The 14,935-nt window shown below is 42.1% G+C and carries 14 protein-coding genes; 4 read left to right on the forward strand and 10 right to left on the reverse strand.

What is annotated here, in order from left to right; genetic code table 11:
• Window positions 1-28 precede the first annotated feature (28 nt).
• The 3 genes from IEV36_RS04590 to IEV36_RS04600 form a co-directional block, all read right to left on the reverse strand.
• The gene (locus tag IEV36_RS04590; protein ID WP_005259439.1) at window positions 29-613 is read right to left on the reverse strand and encodes a dual specificity protein phosphatase family protein; all 585 of its coding nucleotides are present in this window, start codon (window positions 611-613) and stop codon (window positions 29-31) included.
• Window positions 610-1,428: an MBL fold metallo-hydrolase gene (locus tag IEV36_RS04595; RefSeq protein WP_005259437.1), complete on the reverse strand. Its 819-nt coding sequence runs from the start codon at window positions 1,426-1,428 to the stop codon at window positions 610-612. Before IEV36_RS04595 ends, IEV36_RS04590 begins: the two co-directional genes overlap by 4 nt.
• 360 nt (window positions 1,429-1,788) lie before the next feature.
• Window positions 1,789-2,424 carry a peroxiredoxin gene (locus tag IEV36_RS04600; RefSeq protein WP_005259436.1) on the reverse strand — a complete coding sequence of 212 codons (636 nt, stop codon included), beginning with the start codon at window positions 2,422-2,424 and terminating at the stop codon, window positions 1,789-1,791.
• 362 nt (window positions 2,425-2,786) lie between these two features.
• Between IEV36_RS04600 and secA the strand changes: the two genes are divergently transcribed.
• Both secA and IEV36_RS04610 read left to right on the forward strand, forming a co-directional pair.
• A complete protein-coding gene (gene secA, locus IEV36_RS04605; protein ID WP_004775436.1) occupies window positions 2,787-5,522 on the forward strand; it encodes a preprotein translocase subunit SecA in 2,736 nt (911 codons plus the stop codon).
• 147 nt (window positions 5,523-5,669) lie between these two features.
• A complete protein-coding gene (locus tag IEV36_RS04610; protein ID WP_005259435.1) occupies window positions 5,670-6,077 on the forward strand; it encodes a hypothetical protein in 408 nt (135 codons plus the stop codon).
• 62 nt (window positions 6,078-6,139) lie between these two features.
• Here the strand turns inward: IEV36_RS04610 and lpxO are convergent, their stop codons facing one another.
• The 3 genes from lpxO to trhA all read right to left on the reverse strand — a co-directional run bounded on the left by lpxO (window position 6,140) and on the right by trhA (window position 9,263).
• Window positions 6,140-7,045, reverse strand: coding sequence for a lipid A hydroxylase LpxO (gene lpxO / locus IEV36_RS04615; RefSeq protein WP_004775434.1), 906 nt, complete (start codon window positions 7,043-7,045; stop codon window positions 6,140-6,142).
• 161 nt (window positions 7,046-7,206) lie between these two features.
• Window positions 7,207-8,517, reverse strand: coding sequence for an MFS transporter (locus IEV36_RS04620; RefSeq protein ID WP_004775433.1), 1,311 nt, complete (start codon window positions 8,515-8,517; stop codon window positions 7,207-7,209).
• 104 nt (window positions 8,518-8,621) lie between these two features.
• Window positions 8,622-9,263: a PAQR family membrane homeostasis protein TrhA gene (gene trhA / locus IEV36_RS04625; protein WP_032864105.1), complete on the reverse strand. Its 642-nt coding sequence runs from the start codon at window positions 9,261-9,263 to the stop codon at window positions 8,622-8,624.
• 101 nt (window positions 9,264-9,364) lie between these two features.
• On the opposite strand from trhA, the gene IEV36_RS04630 reads away from it, so the two are divergent.
• Both IEV36_RS04630 and IEV36_RS04635 read left to right on the forward strand, forming a co-directional pair.
• Window positions 9,365-10,582, forward strand: a complete 1,218-nt coding sequence (locus tag IEV36_RS04630) for a class I SAM-dependent methyltransferase (protein ID WP_005259433.1) — start codon at window positions 9,365-9,367, stop codon at window positions 10,580-10,582.
• A gap of 17 nt (window positions 10,583-10,599) precedes the next feature.
• Entirely contained in the window at window positions 10,600-11,028 is a 429-nt protein-coding gene (locus tag IEV36_RS04635) for a GNAT family N-acetyltransferase (RefSeq protein ID WP_005259432.1), read from the forward strand.
• Between the two features lie 31 nt (window positions 11,029-11,059).
• Here IEV36_RS04635 and IEV36_RS04640 read toward each other — a convergent pair whose 3' ends face one another.
• The 4 genes from IEV36_RS04640 to IEV36_RS04655 form a co-directional block, all read right to left on the reverse strand.
• Window positions 11,060-11,290, reverse strand: coding sequence for a hypothetical protein (locus tag IEV36_RS04640; protein ID WP_004775428.1), 231 nt, complete (start codon window positions 11,288-11,290; stop codon window positions 11,060-11,062).
• Between the two features lie 201 nt (window positions 11,291-11,491).
• Complete coding sequence (locus IEV36_RS04645) at window positions 11,492-12,346, reverse strand: patatin-like phospholipase family protein (protein WP_005259431.1); 855 nt, start codon at window positions 12,344-12,346, stop codon at window positions 11,492-11,494.
• 63 nt (window positions 12,347-12,409) lie between these two features.
• Window positions 12,410-12,631: a hypothetical protein gene (locus tag IEV36_RS04650; protein ID WP_005259429.1), complete on the reverse strand. Its 222-nt coding sequence runs from the start codon at window positions 12,629-12,631 to the stop codon at window positions 12,410-12,412.
• A gap of 167 nt (window positions 12,632-12,798) precedes the next feature.
• Window positions 12,799-14,934 (reverse strand): 3-hydroxyacyl-CoA dehydrogenase NAD-binding domain-containing protein, encoded by a 2,136-nt coding sequence (locus IEV36_RS04655; RefSeq protein WP_005259427.1) that lies wholly within the window; start codon window positions 14,932-14,934, stop codon window positions 12,799-12,801.
• Between the last annotated feature and the right edge of the window lies 1 nt (window position 14,935).

Raw genomic sequence — 14,935 nt, forward strand, 5'->3', positions numbered from 1 at the left:
GCATTTTGTCTATAAAAAAATAAATGTCTTAACGAGATGGATTCGACAGTTGTTGTTGAATCCATTTTACATTTTCAGGGGTAAATAAGTGGTCGATATTTTTCCAGATCACATGAAAGCCATAGCCGCCTTGTTTCATTTCTTTTACTGCATCTTCAATCGACCAGTGTTCAAAAATAATGCGGTACATGGCAATGGTCGCACCTGTACGGTCTGAACCATGATAGCAATGGATCAATACTTTTTGATTGTGCTGTTTCGCGGTTTGAATGGCACGCATCGCTTGTAATAAGTCTTCACGATTGATTGCCCAGGTATAAATCGGGATATGGACCAGATTAAAGGGTTGATCTTTGAGAACTTTTGCATCTTCATTTCGAGCACGAAGATTGATGACAGTATCAATGTTGTACTGTTTTAAGCTTGGAATTAATTCATTACTCGGCTGATCGCTACGAAACACATCATTGCTGATTTGATAGAAGTTATGTGTATTGGAAATCAATGTTCCCCAGTTTTTAGGGCGTTGTTCATCATCCAGACTTGGATGTTTCATGCAACCACCCATGCTGAGGGTGGAAATAAGTGTCAGGGCAATGAGTGTTTTTTTCATAAGATGGATTGATAGCGACTGAATTCAACGGGATCGTGCGCACAAATTAACTCAATCTTGGGTTCATGTTGAGCCAGATATTGTAAGCGTTTCAGGTTATGCATACGCTGCTGGTTATCTTCAGCCAATAAGCGTTCGGTGAGGTCGAGTGCTCTGAGTTTATTTTTAGGGTTGAGCTCTAAGTGGGAAAAGTAAGCATCGCCACAAAAGAGAATCCAGCCATCCTGTTTTTTAATTGCAATGCCTGAGTGCCCAAGTGTATGTCCGAGCAACGGCACCATGAGAATTTCATCCTGAAACAACGGAAGGCCTTTCACACGCTGGAGATTGAACCAGTCTTCACCATCGTTATGTTCTGCAAAGCTCCAATGTCGATGCTGTTTAAACTGCTCGGTTTTATAACGTAGTTTCCCTTTGGCAGATAATGTCTGGGTCGCATTAAATTCTGAGGCCAGCACATGTATGGTTGCATGGGGAAAATCAGAGATACCACCCGCATGGTCGAAATCCAGATGCGTCACAAAAATATGTTTTACATCGTTGGGACTAAAGCCGAGTTGCTGAATCTGTTGAATGGCACTGAGTTTCAGGTTCGGCACGATAGAACCAAATTGAGTCAGCAGGTTGCCCAGACGCTGTTCAGTATGTAAATAGTCTTGTAAGCCCAAGCCTGTATCAATCAGAACCAGTCCACGATCAGTTTCAATCAACAGGCAATGACAAACCAGATGAGCTTTCCAGCCTTTTTGTCCGAATAAGGGTGCGCAGACAGGGCAGAAGCTGCCACAATGCAGATGATGAATGTTATAGATCATGATGATTTTTATTGTGTTTCGGATCGAATTATTCTTATAACGTATTGATTAAAAAATACCAAAACAAATTTGAGTCTGGCATTAAAAAGCCTATCAGTGAGATAGGCTGGATATGTCGTCTTGCACTGCGATTGAAGCTTTCGCTTTAATCTCTTAGCTCACAGCAGAGCTGTTTACCTTCTTGCGAAGCTTTAGTCACTTCTCAGGAACGAGCGTTGCTCGTTTTTGATTACTACGCATTGCGTTTGTCTTGCACTGCGATTAAAGCTTTCGCTTTAATCTCTTAACTCACAGCATAGCTGTTCACCTTCTTGCGAAGCTTTAGTCGCTTCTCAGGAACGAGCGTTGCTCGTTTGATCCTCACTCAGGCTGGGGTGTGAGTCTTAAATACGGTTTAACTGCCTTATAGCCTTTCGGGAAGCGTTGTTTGATTTCTTCTTCATCTTTCAATGACGGTACAATTACCACATCTTCACCCTGTTGCCAGTTTGCTGGTGTTGCAACTTTGTGATTATCGGTGAGTTGCAGTGAATCGACTACGCGTAACACTTCATTGAAATTACGCCCTGTTGACGCTGGATAGGTAATGATCAAACGCACTTTTTTATTCGGATCAATAATGACCAATGAACGAACAGTTAAGGTTTCACTGGCATTGGGATGAATAAATCCATAAAGTTCAGATACTTTACGATCTTTATCTGCAATAATTGGAAAATTAACCGTGGTATTCTGGGTTTCATTAATGTCTTGAATCCAGCCTTTGTGCGATTTCACATCATCAACAGAAAGGGCGATGGCTTTTACACCACGCTTGTCAAATTCATCTTTCAGCTTGGCTGTGTAACCCAGCTCAGTGGTACAGACCGGCGTATAATCTGCGGGATGGGAAAATAGAATACCCCAGCTATCGCCTAAAAAGTCATAAAAATCAATAGTACCTTCGCTTGATTCTTGCTGGAAATTTGGGGCAGTGTCGCCTAAACGTAATGTCATGATCAGTCCTCTATACTTTTTTCTATGTCGTTTCTCCATTCAATATGCAGCATTCACTTTATAAATAAAATTATTGTTTTTGTATTTTGTTATGAACTTTTGAGATATTGCTTATGGATCTTGTTAAAAAATGAGCAGAAATTCACATTGAAGTCGATGTAAGTTAAATGCAAATTTGCTACATTAACGCTCTTTAGTTGTGTGATGTCAGAATCGCCTCGCAGATTTTTTTACCTGTTTGGATGCAAAGCACTTGTAGTTCTTATTTCTGACTCCATAATAACAGCTAAGAAAAAATTAACCGACCTAGGGTTTGTTGTTATTGACGAACCTTATAACAAACAGGATTAGAGAGTTTATTCATGTTGGCAAGTCTGATCGGAGGTATCTTCGGTACAAAAAATGAGCGTGAGCTCAAACGCATGCGTAAAATTGTTGAACAAATTAATGCGCTTGAACCGACGATATCTGCTCTTAACGATGCAGACCTCTCTGCAAAAACTCCAGAATTCAAACAACGTTTTAGTAATGGCGAAAGTTTAGATAAATTATTGCCAGAAGCTTTTGCTGTTTGTCGTGAAGCGGCAAAGCGTGTCATGGGTATGCGTCACTACGATGTGCAGTTGATTGGTGGTATTACCTTGCATGAAGGTAAAATTGCCGAGATGCGTACAGGTGAAGGTAAAACCCTGATGGGTACTTTGGCTTGTTATCTCAATGCATTGAGTGGTCAGGGCGTTCACGTGATTACCGTGAATGATTACTTGGCGCAACGTGATGCCGAGTTAAACCGTCCATTATTCGAATTCTTAGGCTTGAGCATTGGTGTGATTTACTCAATGCAAATGCCTGATGAAAAAGCACAAGCCTATACTTCTGATATTACTTACGGTACCAACAACGAATTCGGTTTCGATTATCTTCGTGACAACATGGTGTTTTCTCTACAAGAGAAAAAACAGCGTGGCCTAAGCTATGCCATTATCGATGAAGTCGATTCGATCTTGATTGATGAAGCGCGTACACCATTGATTATTTCTGGTCAAAGCGAAGATTCATCTCATTTGTATGAGCTCATCAACAGTATTCCTCCAACATTACGTCCACAGAAAGAAGAAAAAGTGGCTGATGGCGGACATTTCTGGGTAGATGAAAAACAGCGCTCAGTTGAAATGACTGAAGTGGGTTATGAAACAGTAGAACAGAAACTCATTGAAATGGGGCTGTTGGCTGAAGGCGAAAGTCTGTATTCAGCAACCAACCTGAATCTGGTTCATCATGTTACTGCTGCAATCCGTGCACACTATTTGTATCAAAAGAACGTGCATTACATCATTGGTATTAATCCTCAAACGCAAAAAGAAGAAGTGATTATTGTCGATGAGAGCACGGGTCGTACCATGCCAGGTCGCCGTTGGTCGGAAGGTCTGCATCAAGCGGTTGAAGCCAAAGAAAACATGGAAATTCAGCCAGAAAACCAGACACTTGCAACTACAACTTTCCAGAACTATTTCCGTCTTTATAAAAAGCTGTCAGGTATGACCGGTACTGCCGATACTGAAGCTGCGGAAATGAAAGAAATTTATGGTCTGGATGTGGTGATTATTCCAACCCACCGTCCAATGGTACGTGTCGATCATAACGATTTAATCTATTTAAACCGTAATGGTAAATACACTGCGATTATTGAAGAAATTACCAAGATTCGTCAGCAAGGTGTTGCGCCGATCCTGATTGGTACAGCAACCATTGAAGCCAGTGAAATTTTATCTGCCAAGTTATTACAGGCGGGTATCCATCACGAAGTCCTTAACGCGAAACAGCATGAGCGTGAAGCGGATATCATTGCGCAAGCGGGTAGTCCGAATGCGGTTACGATCGCAACCAACATGGCGGGTCGTGGTACCGATATTTTGCTTGGTGGTAACTGGAAAGCAAAACTTGCCAAAATTGAAAATGCGACGCCTGAAGATGAAGCGCGTTTACAGGCACAATGGGAAAAAGATCACGAAGACGTTTTAAGTTCGGGTGGTTTGCATATCATTGGTTCTGAGCGTCATGAATCACGTCGTATTGATAACCAGTTGCGTGGTCGTGCAGGTCGTCAGGGTGACCCTGGTGTCTCTCGTTTCTATTTATCGCTTGAAGATGATTTGATGCGTATCTTCGCGGGTGACCGTGTTGTAGGCATGATGCGTGCGATGGGCTTACAAGAAAGCGAAGCGATTGAACACAAAATGGTGAGCCGTTCGATTGAAAATGCGCAACGTAAAGTTGAAGCACGTAACTTCGATATTCGTAAGAACCTATTGAAGTACGATGATGTCAATAACGAACAACGTAAGATCATTTACTCACAACGTGATGAAGTTCTGGCAGAAAGTACGCTACAAGACTATATCGAAGAAATGCATCACGAAGTCGTAAAAGGCTTAATCGCTAACTTTATTCCACCTGAATCGATTCATGATCAGTGGGATATCGAAGGTCTGGAAGGTGCGTTACAGTCTGACCTCGGTATCGAATTGCCAGTACAGCAATGGCTGGATCAAGATCGTCGTTTAGATGAAGAAGGATTGATTGAGCGTATTTCAGATGAAGTGGTTGCTCGTTATCGCCAGCGTCGTGAACAAATGGGTGATGAGTCGGCAGCAATGCTTGAACGTCACTTTATGTTGAATTCGCTGGATCGCCATTGGAAAGATCATTTGGCGGCAATGGATTACTTGCGTCAAGGGATTCATTTACGTGGTTATGCACAAAAGAACCCTGAGCAAGAATATAAGAAAGAAGCATTCAACTTATTCGTAAATATGTTGGGTATTATTAAATCTGATGTCGTAACTGACTTATCTCGTGTTCATGTACCGACTGCGGAAGAATTAGCGGAACTTGAAGCTCAGCAACAACGTCAGGCTGAATCAATGCGTCTTTCATTTGAACATGATGATGTGGATGGCTTAACAGGTGAAGTAACGGCTTCTGAGGAAACAGAAGGCTTTACAGACAATGCACCATTCCCAGTACCAGAAAGCCGTAATGCGCCTTGCCCATGTGGTTCAGGCTTAAAATACAAGCAATGTCACGGTAAAATCTAAAGCTGGATTTTAGATTGCACTAAAATAAAAAAGCAGAGCATTGGACTCTGCTTTTTTACGATAAATAACTTGAGTCAATGACAGCTTTGTAGTTTCATTATTGAACTTACAGATCTTGATTGAATTCGCATTAAAAGCGGGAAGACAATGAAAAAACCATTACAACTTTTAATTTTAGCAAGTGCTGCAGTGTCAGGTTTTGCATTTGCAGCTGAAGCACCACAAACTACAACTGTCGATAAAGTATTGGCAGCAAAAGGTAGTAACACAGCAGAAGCACAAGTCAAACGTGAAGTGACGACTGTCGTGAGTCCACGTACTGGTATTCGCTATACGTTGGGTGAAACAGGTAACCGTCCAATCGTATTGCAAACTGCGGCAATTGCACCAGCAAACTCTGCAAACATCAATCGTATTGTGGCATCAAACCCGGCATTGTCTGCAAAAAGCCAAGAGAAGGCGAAGATTGCTTTGATTGGTGAGACTGCTGTTCAAGCTGCGAATGCTGCTTCTGCACAAACTGCCGGCGCACAAACAGCTCAAGCGATTCAATAAGTCATCGTTTTAAAATAAAAAAGAGATGCAATCGCATCTCTTTTTTTGTGGCTAAAATGGCCTTAAAGAAAACTTGGCAACAAGATCAGGCCAATAATAATCGCAAATAATAACCACTTTGATGCGTAGTAGAGTGGGCGATTACGTTCTTTTAAACCACGGCCGTAATGATGTACCGCATAGCCATATTTGAAGATGCGATTGATAAAGCCAGTTTTGTCCTGATCATCATTCGGTGAGCTTGCCGCTGACATGACATTACGACCGAACCAGTGGTTGAACTTTTGTGCCCAGCCCCATTTCATTGGACGTTCAATATCACAGAACAGGATAATACGCGTTTCATCGGTCTTATTCTCAGCCCAGTGTACGAAGGTTTCGTCAAATACAGTCGCTTCACCATCTCTCCAGCTATAACGTTCCTGATCGACTTCAATGAAGCAGTCATCGCTATTTGGCGTAACTAAGCCAAGATGATAGCGTACAGAACCGGCATAAGGATCACGGTGCTTACCTAGATAACTTCCAGAAGGAAGTTCGGTAAACATCGCTGCTTTTACTGATGGAATGCTTTCCAGTAAGGCAACGGTTTTGGGACAAAGTTGTTGTGCTGACGGATGACTATCTTGATACCATTTCAGATAAAAGCGTTTCCAGCCACGTTTAAAGAAAGTGTTAAAGCCAGCATCATTATTTTTTTCAGAGGCTTTAATCTGATTCTGTAGTTGAATGGCTTCCTCGCGAATTACTTCCCAATTATCTTGTAGCGGTTTGAGTTCAGGGAACTGAGCCACATCAAAGAAAGGTTGGTTCGGCAATTTGGAAAAGCCCGTCATAAACATGTTGATCGGCGCTAAAAATGTCGAATGGTCAAATAATTGTCGAGATGCTTTTAAGCGCTCTTTACCGCGTAAATAGGTATATAAGAAGCTGATTAAAAATACGGCAACGATAATCACTGCGTACATAACACAATCGTCTAAGAAAAAATAAAGGCGGTTATTTTAGCACAAAAAATATTTGGAAGAATGCAGTCAGAAAAGCAACTTTATAAGATAAAAAGGCACAAATTGAATGGTATTTCAGATGATCGGGATCGGTTATCCACAGATCATCTGAAATTAAGCGCTTAAATTTGATTATTTACATCATCATGCTTGGTTTCACGAATCAGTAAAAAGGCAATTAAAGAAAGGATTGATGCGCAACTGAGATATAAACCGACGGCACCTAGACCATAACTTTCAGCCAGCTTTGTCGCAATATAAGGCGCAAAAGAAGCACCGAAAATACCTGCCAAATTAAAAGTTAGTGCAGAGCCGGTATAGCGTACCGAAGTCGGAAAGATCTCTGACAATACAGTCCCAATTGGCCCATAGGTTAAACCCATAATCGCAAGACCGATACACAGGAACAAGAATACCAAGAATGGGCTACCTGAGCCTAAAAGCGGCGCAAAGCAAAGTCCGAACAATGCTGAAAGGACACAGACAGCAATCGATGTATTCTTACGACCAAACTTCTCTGCAAGAATGGCAGAGAGCGGAATAAACGCAGCAAAACATAAGGTCGCAACCAGTTGCAAGACTAGAAACTCACCGCGTGCATAACCAAGTTTTGTAGTTCCCCAGTTCAGGGCAAAAACCGTAGTGAGGTAAAACACCACAAAGGTACAGATTGCTGCGATGGTACCAAGGATTAACATTGGCAAATGTTTGGTCATGACTTCCTTGAAAGGTACATTCACTTCTTTTTGCTTATTCAATACCTTCTGGAACGCAGGTGTTTCATGCAGCTTTAGACGGATATACAAGCCAACCAAGACCAATACTGCACTGGCAATAAATGGAATACGCCAGCCCCAAGTCATAAATGCCTGTTCAGACATAAAAGCATTGAGCAGTAAAAATGAACCTGTTGCGAGAATAAAGCCGATTGGCGCACCGAGTTGTGGGAACATGCCGTACCAGGCGCGTTTGCCCTCTGGTGCATTCTCTGTAGCCAATAAGACTGCACCACTCCATTCCCCACCGAGACCTAAACCTTGACCTAAGCGGCATAGCGCGAGAAGCAGGGGAGCTGCAAGACCAATCTGTGCATAAGTTGGCAACAGACCAATACAAACCGTAGAAATACCCATCGTTAGCAAGGCTGCAACCAAGGTTGCTTTACGTCCGATCCGATCACCGAGATGGCCAAAAATAGCAGCGCCGATTGGGCGTGCAATAAAGGCGATGGCAAATGTTGCCAGTGATTTTAGAACCGCAGCGCCATCGCTACTTTCTGGGAAAAATAAATGTGGAAAAATGAGCACAGCTGCTGTGGCATAGATATAAAAGTCAAAAAACTCAATCGTAGTACCGACAAGGCTGGCAAATAATACCCGTACTTTTGAATTGCTGGCCACTTCTGGGGTGGCAGTCGTAGTGCTTGACGACATACAAGAGACCTTCATGTTATTCGTTCAAGAAACAGAAGTCTGTCTTGAAAAATTCCTTTTGAATATGCAGTTTTACTTAGAAAAACTGAATGCTATATATGGACTTATAATACATAACAGTAGATTGCTAAAAAGTGTAATCCTGCCCCTAGTAGCACAAAAACATGCCAAATTGCGTGGGTATATCTTACCTTTTTTAAAGCATAAAACAATGTGCCGATGGTATAAGCCAACCCGCCTGCAACTAAGAGTTGTATCGCATCCTTACTCAGATAACGTTGCATATCATCCATCACCAAAATCGCTAACCAGCCCATCAATAGGTAAGCTGCCAAGGAAATCTTTTGGAAGCGGTGGATAAAGACCAGTTTAAAAAGAGTGCCAATGAGGGCAATCACCCATAGCGCAATCAGTAAATAATGGGCTTTGGCGGTTGGAATCGCAATACTGAGAAATGGTGTATAGGTGCCTGCAATCAAATAGTAAATCGCAGTATGATCCAGTTTTTTATACCAATAGCGCTTACGTTCATCCACAGCAAAGTGATACAGCATAGAACTCGCAAGCAAGAGGACTAGGCTAAAGCCATAGACCCATAGACTCATCCATTGGCCTAAGGGGAGAGAATGCCCCTTAATGATAAGAAAAATTGAAGCAATTAAAGCAATGACAGCACCCAGCCCATGACTATAGGCATTAATCAGTTCTTCTTTTGGGTCATAGTCCAGTAGTGTTTTTGAGTTCATCAAGCGATCAGGTTGCATAAAAATACAACTGTATCGTAATGCAATTTCCCTTTTAAAGTAAGACGCTTTAAAATTTAGTTTCTATTTGTCAGGTTTTCATTATGTTTGCGCCGAATTTTTCTTTTGAACAAGAACAGCAGTTTTTCTTGGATATCCAGCAATCTATTGAAAATAAAAGCTTTGATCGCCTGATACTGAGTCGGTACAAAGGTGATTTGGCACAATTAGAGAAAATGACTTTTCGTATGATCGAGTTGCAGGGACAGGCAACATTGTCTTGTTTATACCATCACACCACGCAAGACATCACAAAAAACTATTCGATTACCGAAGGGTTGGAAAAGATTGCTGAATTGTTGGCACAATCTAAACAGGCAAATTTATTTACCTTGAATCAAGACATACAGCTTAAGAAAAATAAAAAGAAAGCGATGTTGAATAGCCAGAAAAAACAGGCAGCAACGGACAAGGTTGAACAACAGCAACATAACCGTGAAAAGCAGCGTTATGTGCAACAGCAAAGCCCGTTCTTAAAACATCTTGGTATTACCGATGAAAAAGGGCAGATCGTGCCAAGCATGGCGCGAAAATGGAAACAGATTAATAAATTTATTGAAATCTTTTCCAATGCCTATGAGCAGATCGATGCTTCACAGCAAGAATTAAATATTGTCGACTTTGGTTCAGGTAAAGGCTATTTAACTTTTGCGTTATATGACTATTTGCAAGCACAACAGAAAACGCCTTTAATCACGGGCGTTGAGCTCCGTTCGAATCTGGTGGAGTTCTGCCAGAATATTGCTGATCAGGTTGGTTTTAATCACTTAGACTTTTTTGAAGGCGATGTTCGTACCTATCATCCAGAAAAACTGGATGTGATGATTGCTTTACATGCTTGTGATATTGCAACAGATTTTGCCATTCATACAGGGATTCGCCTCAATGCGTCGATGATCATGTGCGCGCCGTGCTGTCATAAAGAGCTACGTCCGCAATTACAAAGTCCAGAGGTGTTACAGCCGATGCTTCAGTTTGGTATTCATGCAGGCCAGCAGGCAGAAATGTTGACCGATACTTTGCGTGCTTTGTTGCTGAAAGCCTATGGCTATGAAACCAAAGTCTTTGAATTTGTATCTTTGGAACATACCAGCAAAAACAAAATGATTCTGGCGACCAAGCGCAAAGATATTCTGCAGCCTGATGCCAAAATTATGCAGCAGATTCAAGCGTTAAAAGCAATGTATGGCATTGAGAAACAAAGTCTGGAACTGTTATTACAAGATCAAATGCCAGTCGAGAATATAGGTTGTAAGTGTTAATGACATTCGAGGGAAATATGCTACGCGTTCAACAGGGAAGTTGGGATCAATTACAGCGTGATGCCAAATTGATTCGAGAGCAAGTTTTTATCGTAGAGCAAGCCATTCCAGAACAGGATGAGTGGGATGAACAAGATGCGATCTCACAACACTTTGTGATTTATGATCAGGAGCAGCCGATTGCGACAGCACGATTATTACAAAATAATAGTGTGGGGCGGGTTGCAGTACTCAAAGCCTATCGAGGACAAGGGATTGGTCAAATGATCATGCAAGAGATTCTGGTTTATGCGCGGCAGCAACATCGCGCATTTCTTCATTTGTCATCGCAAGTGCATGCGATTTCATTCTATGAGCAGCTTGGTTTTGCAGTGCAAGGGGAGGAATATAATGAGTGTGGTATTCCACATATTGAGATGATCATGCCAATCACAGGAATGGTTTGACCTGTAAGATTGGCATCTATCATTATTCTGACTACTGCTTAGTTTGTGCAGACACTTCTGAGCTTGCAGGAGATGCGTCCTGCGAAAGCTCTTTTTGTTGTTGTGCCTTACGTTGTGCCCCAGGCATGTAATCTGGTTCTTGGGTCATTGCTAAATAGAAAAAGCTTAAAAAAATGGTACTGAGCACCCCAACAATGATGACAAATTTCCATCCCAATACGGTTTCATTTGAATCTTTTTGTGGGGATGGTTGCTTATTCATAATAAATTCCCAAATAAATAAAAAAATAAAAGCAGATTTTGCGCCTTTTTAGCCGCTGTTGCCAAGTATAAAAATGGGAATGTGAATAATGTTAGGTTAGAGAAAACTTTTAAAATAGAAAAATTCGAGGGAGATGTGAGACAGGATGAGCATGATCAGGCTTATCCTGCCTCAATATATTATTGATGATTCGACAAGGATTTAAAGTTTATTCCAGTCTTCGATGGCTTGTAAGCCAACGTCTAAGCCGACATCGTAGCTATAGCGGATTTTGGCCTTATTCTTGGTGAGTCGACCTGCCATATTTTTCAGATCAGGTGGGCAAACTTCCAGAATTTTTTGTCCTGATGGTGTGCGCACAAACTGAACCGAATCATTGTAGCGTTGTGTTCTGGACAATAGGCTCTGCGCAAAGCCATGATTTTGCTTGAATAGATATTTCGCAAGGAACTGATCGCCTTTACTACTGGCTTTATAGTAGTTTTGAGGACGGGTTCTTAACACCATCAATTTCGATACATCATGTTGTTGTGCAGCCCAAAGCACAGGCAAGGCATCTGCTACACCACCATCGAAATAAGGTTCCCCAAATACCTCAACTGCTTGGCGCGTCAATACTGGAATTGAGCTAGAGGCTCTTAGACCATCCAGAATATTGTCTTTGGAAGCTTTGATATAAGTGGCTTCACCCGTAATGGCGTGAGTGAGTACCATATAAAATTCAGGATGATTCGCAAATAAATGTGCCTGATTCAAAGGATGTTCGCTTTCCACGATATCCCACATCCATTTTAAATCGAGCAGATCACCGCCTTTGAAGAAACGGCCATAATGAATAAATTCGGTGCGAAGCGAATGATCTAAATAGATCTGAAGCGTGCGGCCTTGTTGTGCGGCCAGATAGTTGGCGACATTGGTTGAACCAGAAGAAACACCAACACAGAGATCGAAGGGATTAAACTGTTGCTGTAAAAATGCATCTAAGACACCGCTGGTGAATGCACCTCGCATTCCACCGCCTTCAACGACCAGTGCCTGACGATTTTGTTGAAGCATTGAATATCTCGAATAACATGATAAATCACTGTTTAACAGGATTTACCATGTTCGACAAGCATTTTAGTGATTGTGCTGATGTGTTTCCGTGCTGCTTTCAGACATCATTGACGATTGTGACATTTCAGACTGAGGCGCCACTTTATTTTTGTTCATTGGCATATAGTCTGGCTCATTATTCATGGCTAAATAGAAAACCACCATAAAAATGAAGCTTAAAATACAGGTGATAATTAATGCTTTCCAACCCCACGGTGAGGTTTCTGGACAGAGTTTCTCAGACATAAGATAGTTCCAAAGGACAAAAAAATTAAAGCAAAACTGTTGGTGGTTATAGCATAAATCGTGATGTAATGCTCGAAAGTTTTGCTACGGCATTGTCGAAACCAGAAAAAAGCCCGTATAGACAACGAGTTCCATACGGGCTGATATGCAATGCAGAGAGAACAAAATTATTGAATAATTTCTTTTCTCTGAGCAAGGTCTTTCAATAGTTGAGGTGGCACAAAACGTTCACCATATTGGCCTGCCAGTTGTTCAGCACGTTGCAATGATTGCTCGATTCCATTCTGATTCAGGAATTGAATCGCACCACCGGTCCACGGTGCAAAACCAATTCCAAAAATTGAACCGACATTGGCATCAATCACTGATTCTAAAACACCTTCTTCATAGCAACGTAAAGTATCCAGTGCTTGTACAAACAGGAAGCGGTCAATCATATCCTGTTCAGTAATACTGTTGTCTTTCTGCCAGCGGCTGAGTCCATCCCATAAATGCTTTTTGCCATTTTCAGGATAATCGTAGAAGCCAGCACCCGCCGCTTTACCTTTACGGTTCAGCTCGTGAATCATGGTATGAACGACTTCATCCACAGGGGTTTTTGGCAAATCTTTACCTTCAGCTTGCAATGCTTTACGGGTTTCACCAGCCACATGCTCAGTCAAAGTTAAAGAGACTTCATCCTGAATTGCGAGTGGGCCAACTGGCATACCAGCTTTTAGTGCAGCCATTTCAATTTTGGCAGGATGAACGCCTTCTGCAAGTAAACGCATACCTTCCTGAATAAAGGTTCCGAACACACGGCTGGTAAAGAAACCACGGCTGTCATTGACGACGATCGGTGTCTTGGCAATTTGTTGAACAAAGTCATAGGCTTTCGCCAATGTGTCCGCAGAAGTCTCTTTGCCTTTAATAATTTCAACCAGTTGCATCTTATCTACTGGACTAAAGAAGTGGAGCCCAATGAATTTCTTGGCATCTTTACTTGCTGTTGCCAAACCCGTGATTGGAAGGGTTGAGGTATTTGATGCAAAGATGCCACCTTCAGCTAAATATTGTTCAGCTTCTTGTGTCACTTTAGCTTTTAATTCCTGATTCTCAAATACCGCTTCGATTATCAAATCACAGCCTTGCAAGTCTGCTGCATTTGCTGTTGCTGTAATCAGTGCTAAGACTTGGTCACGCTTTTCTGCGCTCATACGACCTTGAGAAACACGCTTATCGAGAAGCTTTTGTGAATACGCTTTGCCTTTTTCTGCATTTTCAACAGAGACATCTTTCAGGATCACAGGGATGCCTTTGATTGCAGTTGAATAGGCAATGCCTGCACCCATCATGCCTGCACCTAATACACCGACTTTAGTGGCTTGCCATTTTGCAACATCCGCAGGGCGACTTGCACCAGACTTGATTGCATTAAGACCATGCCAGAATGTGCCGATCATATTTTTAGAAATCTGACCGACCGTGAGTTGAGTAAAGTAACGTGATTCGATACGTAAAGCGGTATCAACATCAACCTGCGCACCTTCTACTGCTGCCGCCATGATCGCTTCAGGCGCAGGGTAACAGCCTTTGGTTTTGTCGCGCAGCATGGCTGGAGCAATGGCAAGTATTTGAGCCACAGCAGGCGTTTTGGGATCACCCCCTGGGATTTTGTAGCCTTTAACATCGAAAGGTTGTTGTGACTTCGGATTGGCTTTGACCCAAGCAATCGCTTTGTCTAAAAGCTCTTGTTCATTTTCAGCGGTGTCATGAACTAAGCCTAGCGATTTTGCTTTGTCCACACCAAACTGTTTGCCTTCCATCAAGAATGGAAACGCATTCTGTAAACCAAGCAAGCGAACCATACGGACAATACCGCCACCACCAGGCAGCAAGCCTAAAGTCACTTCTGGTAGACCAAACTTGGTTTTTGGATCGTTAATGGCAATACGATAATGACAGCCTAAAGCAATTTCCCAACCGCCACCGAGCGCCGTACCATTTAATGCGGCAACAACAGGAACCCCTAATGTTTCAATAGCACGTAAATCGCCTTTGAGTTCCTCAATCATTTTGAAGAATTCAGTGGCATGTTCGGGTTGAACTTGAATCAACTCATCCAAGTCACCGCCTGCAAAGAAAGTTTTCTTGGCAGAACGGAAAATAATGCCCTTCAGATCAGTTTCAGCTTTGAGTTTTTGGCTAACTTCTTGGAGTGACTCACGGAATTCTGCATTCATGGTATTGGCAGATTGACCAGATGAATCAAGGGTAAGAATTACAATATTGTCAGCGTTTTTTTCGTATTTAATAGCGCTCATG

The sequence above is a fragment of the Acinetobacter vivianii genome (assembly GCF_014635885.1).
In the GTDB taxonomy this organism is placed as follows: Bacteria; Pseudomonadota; Gammaproteobacteria; order Pseudomonadales; family Moraxellaceae; genus Acinetobacter; species Acinetobacter vivianii.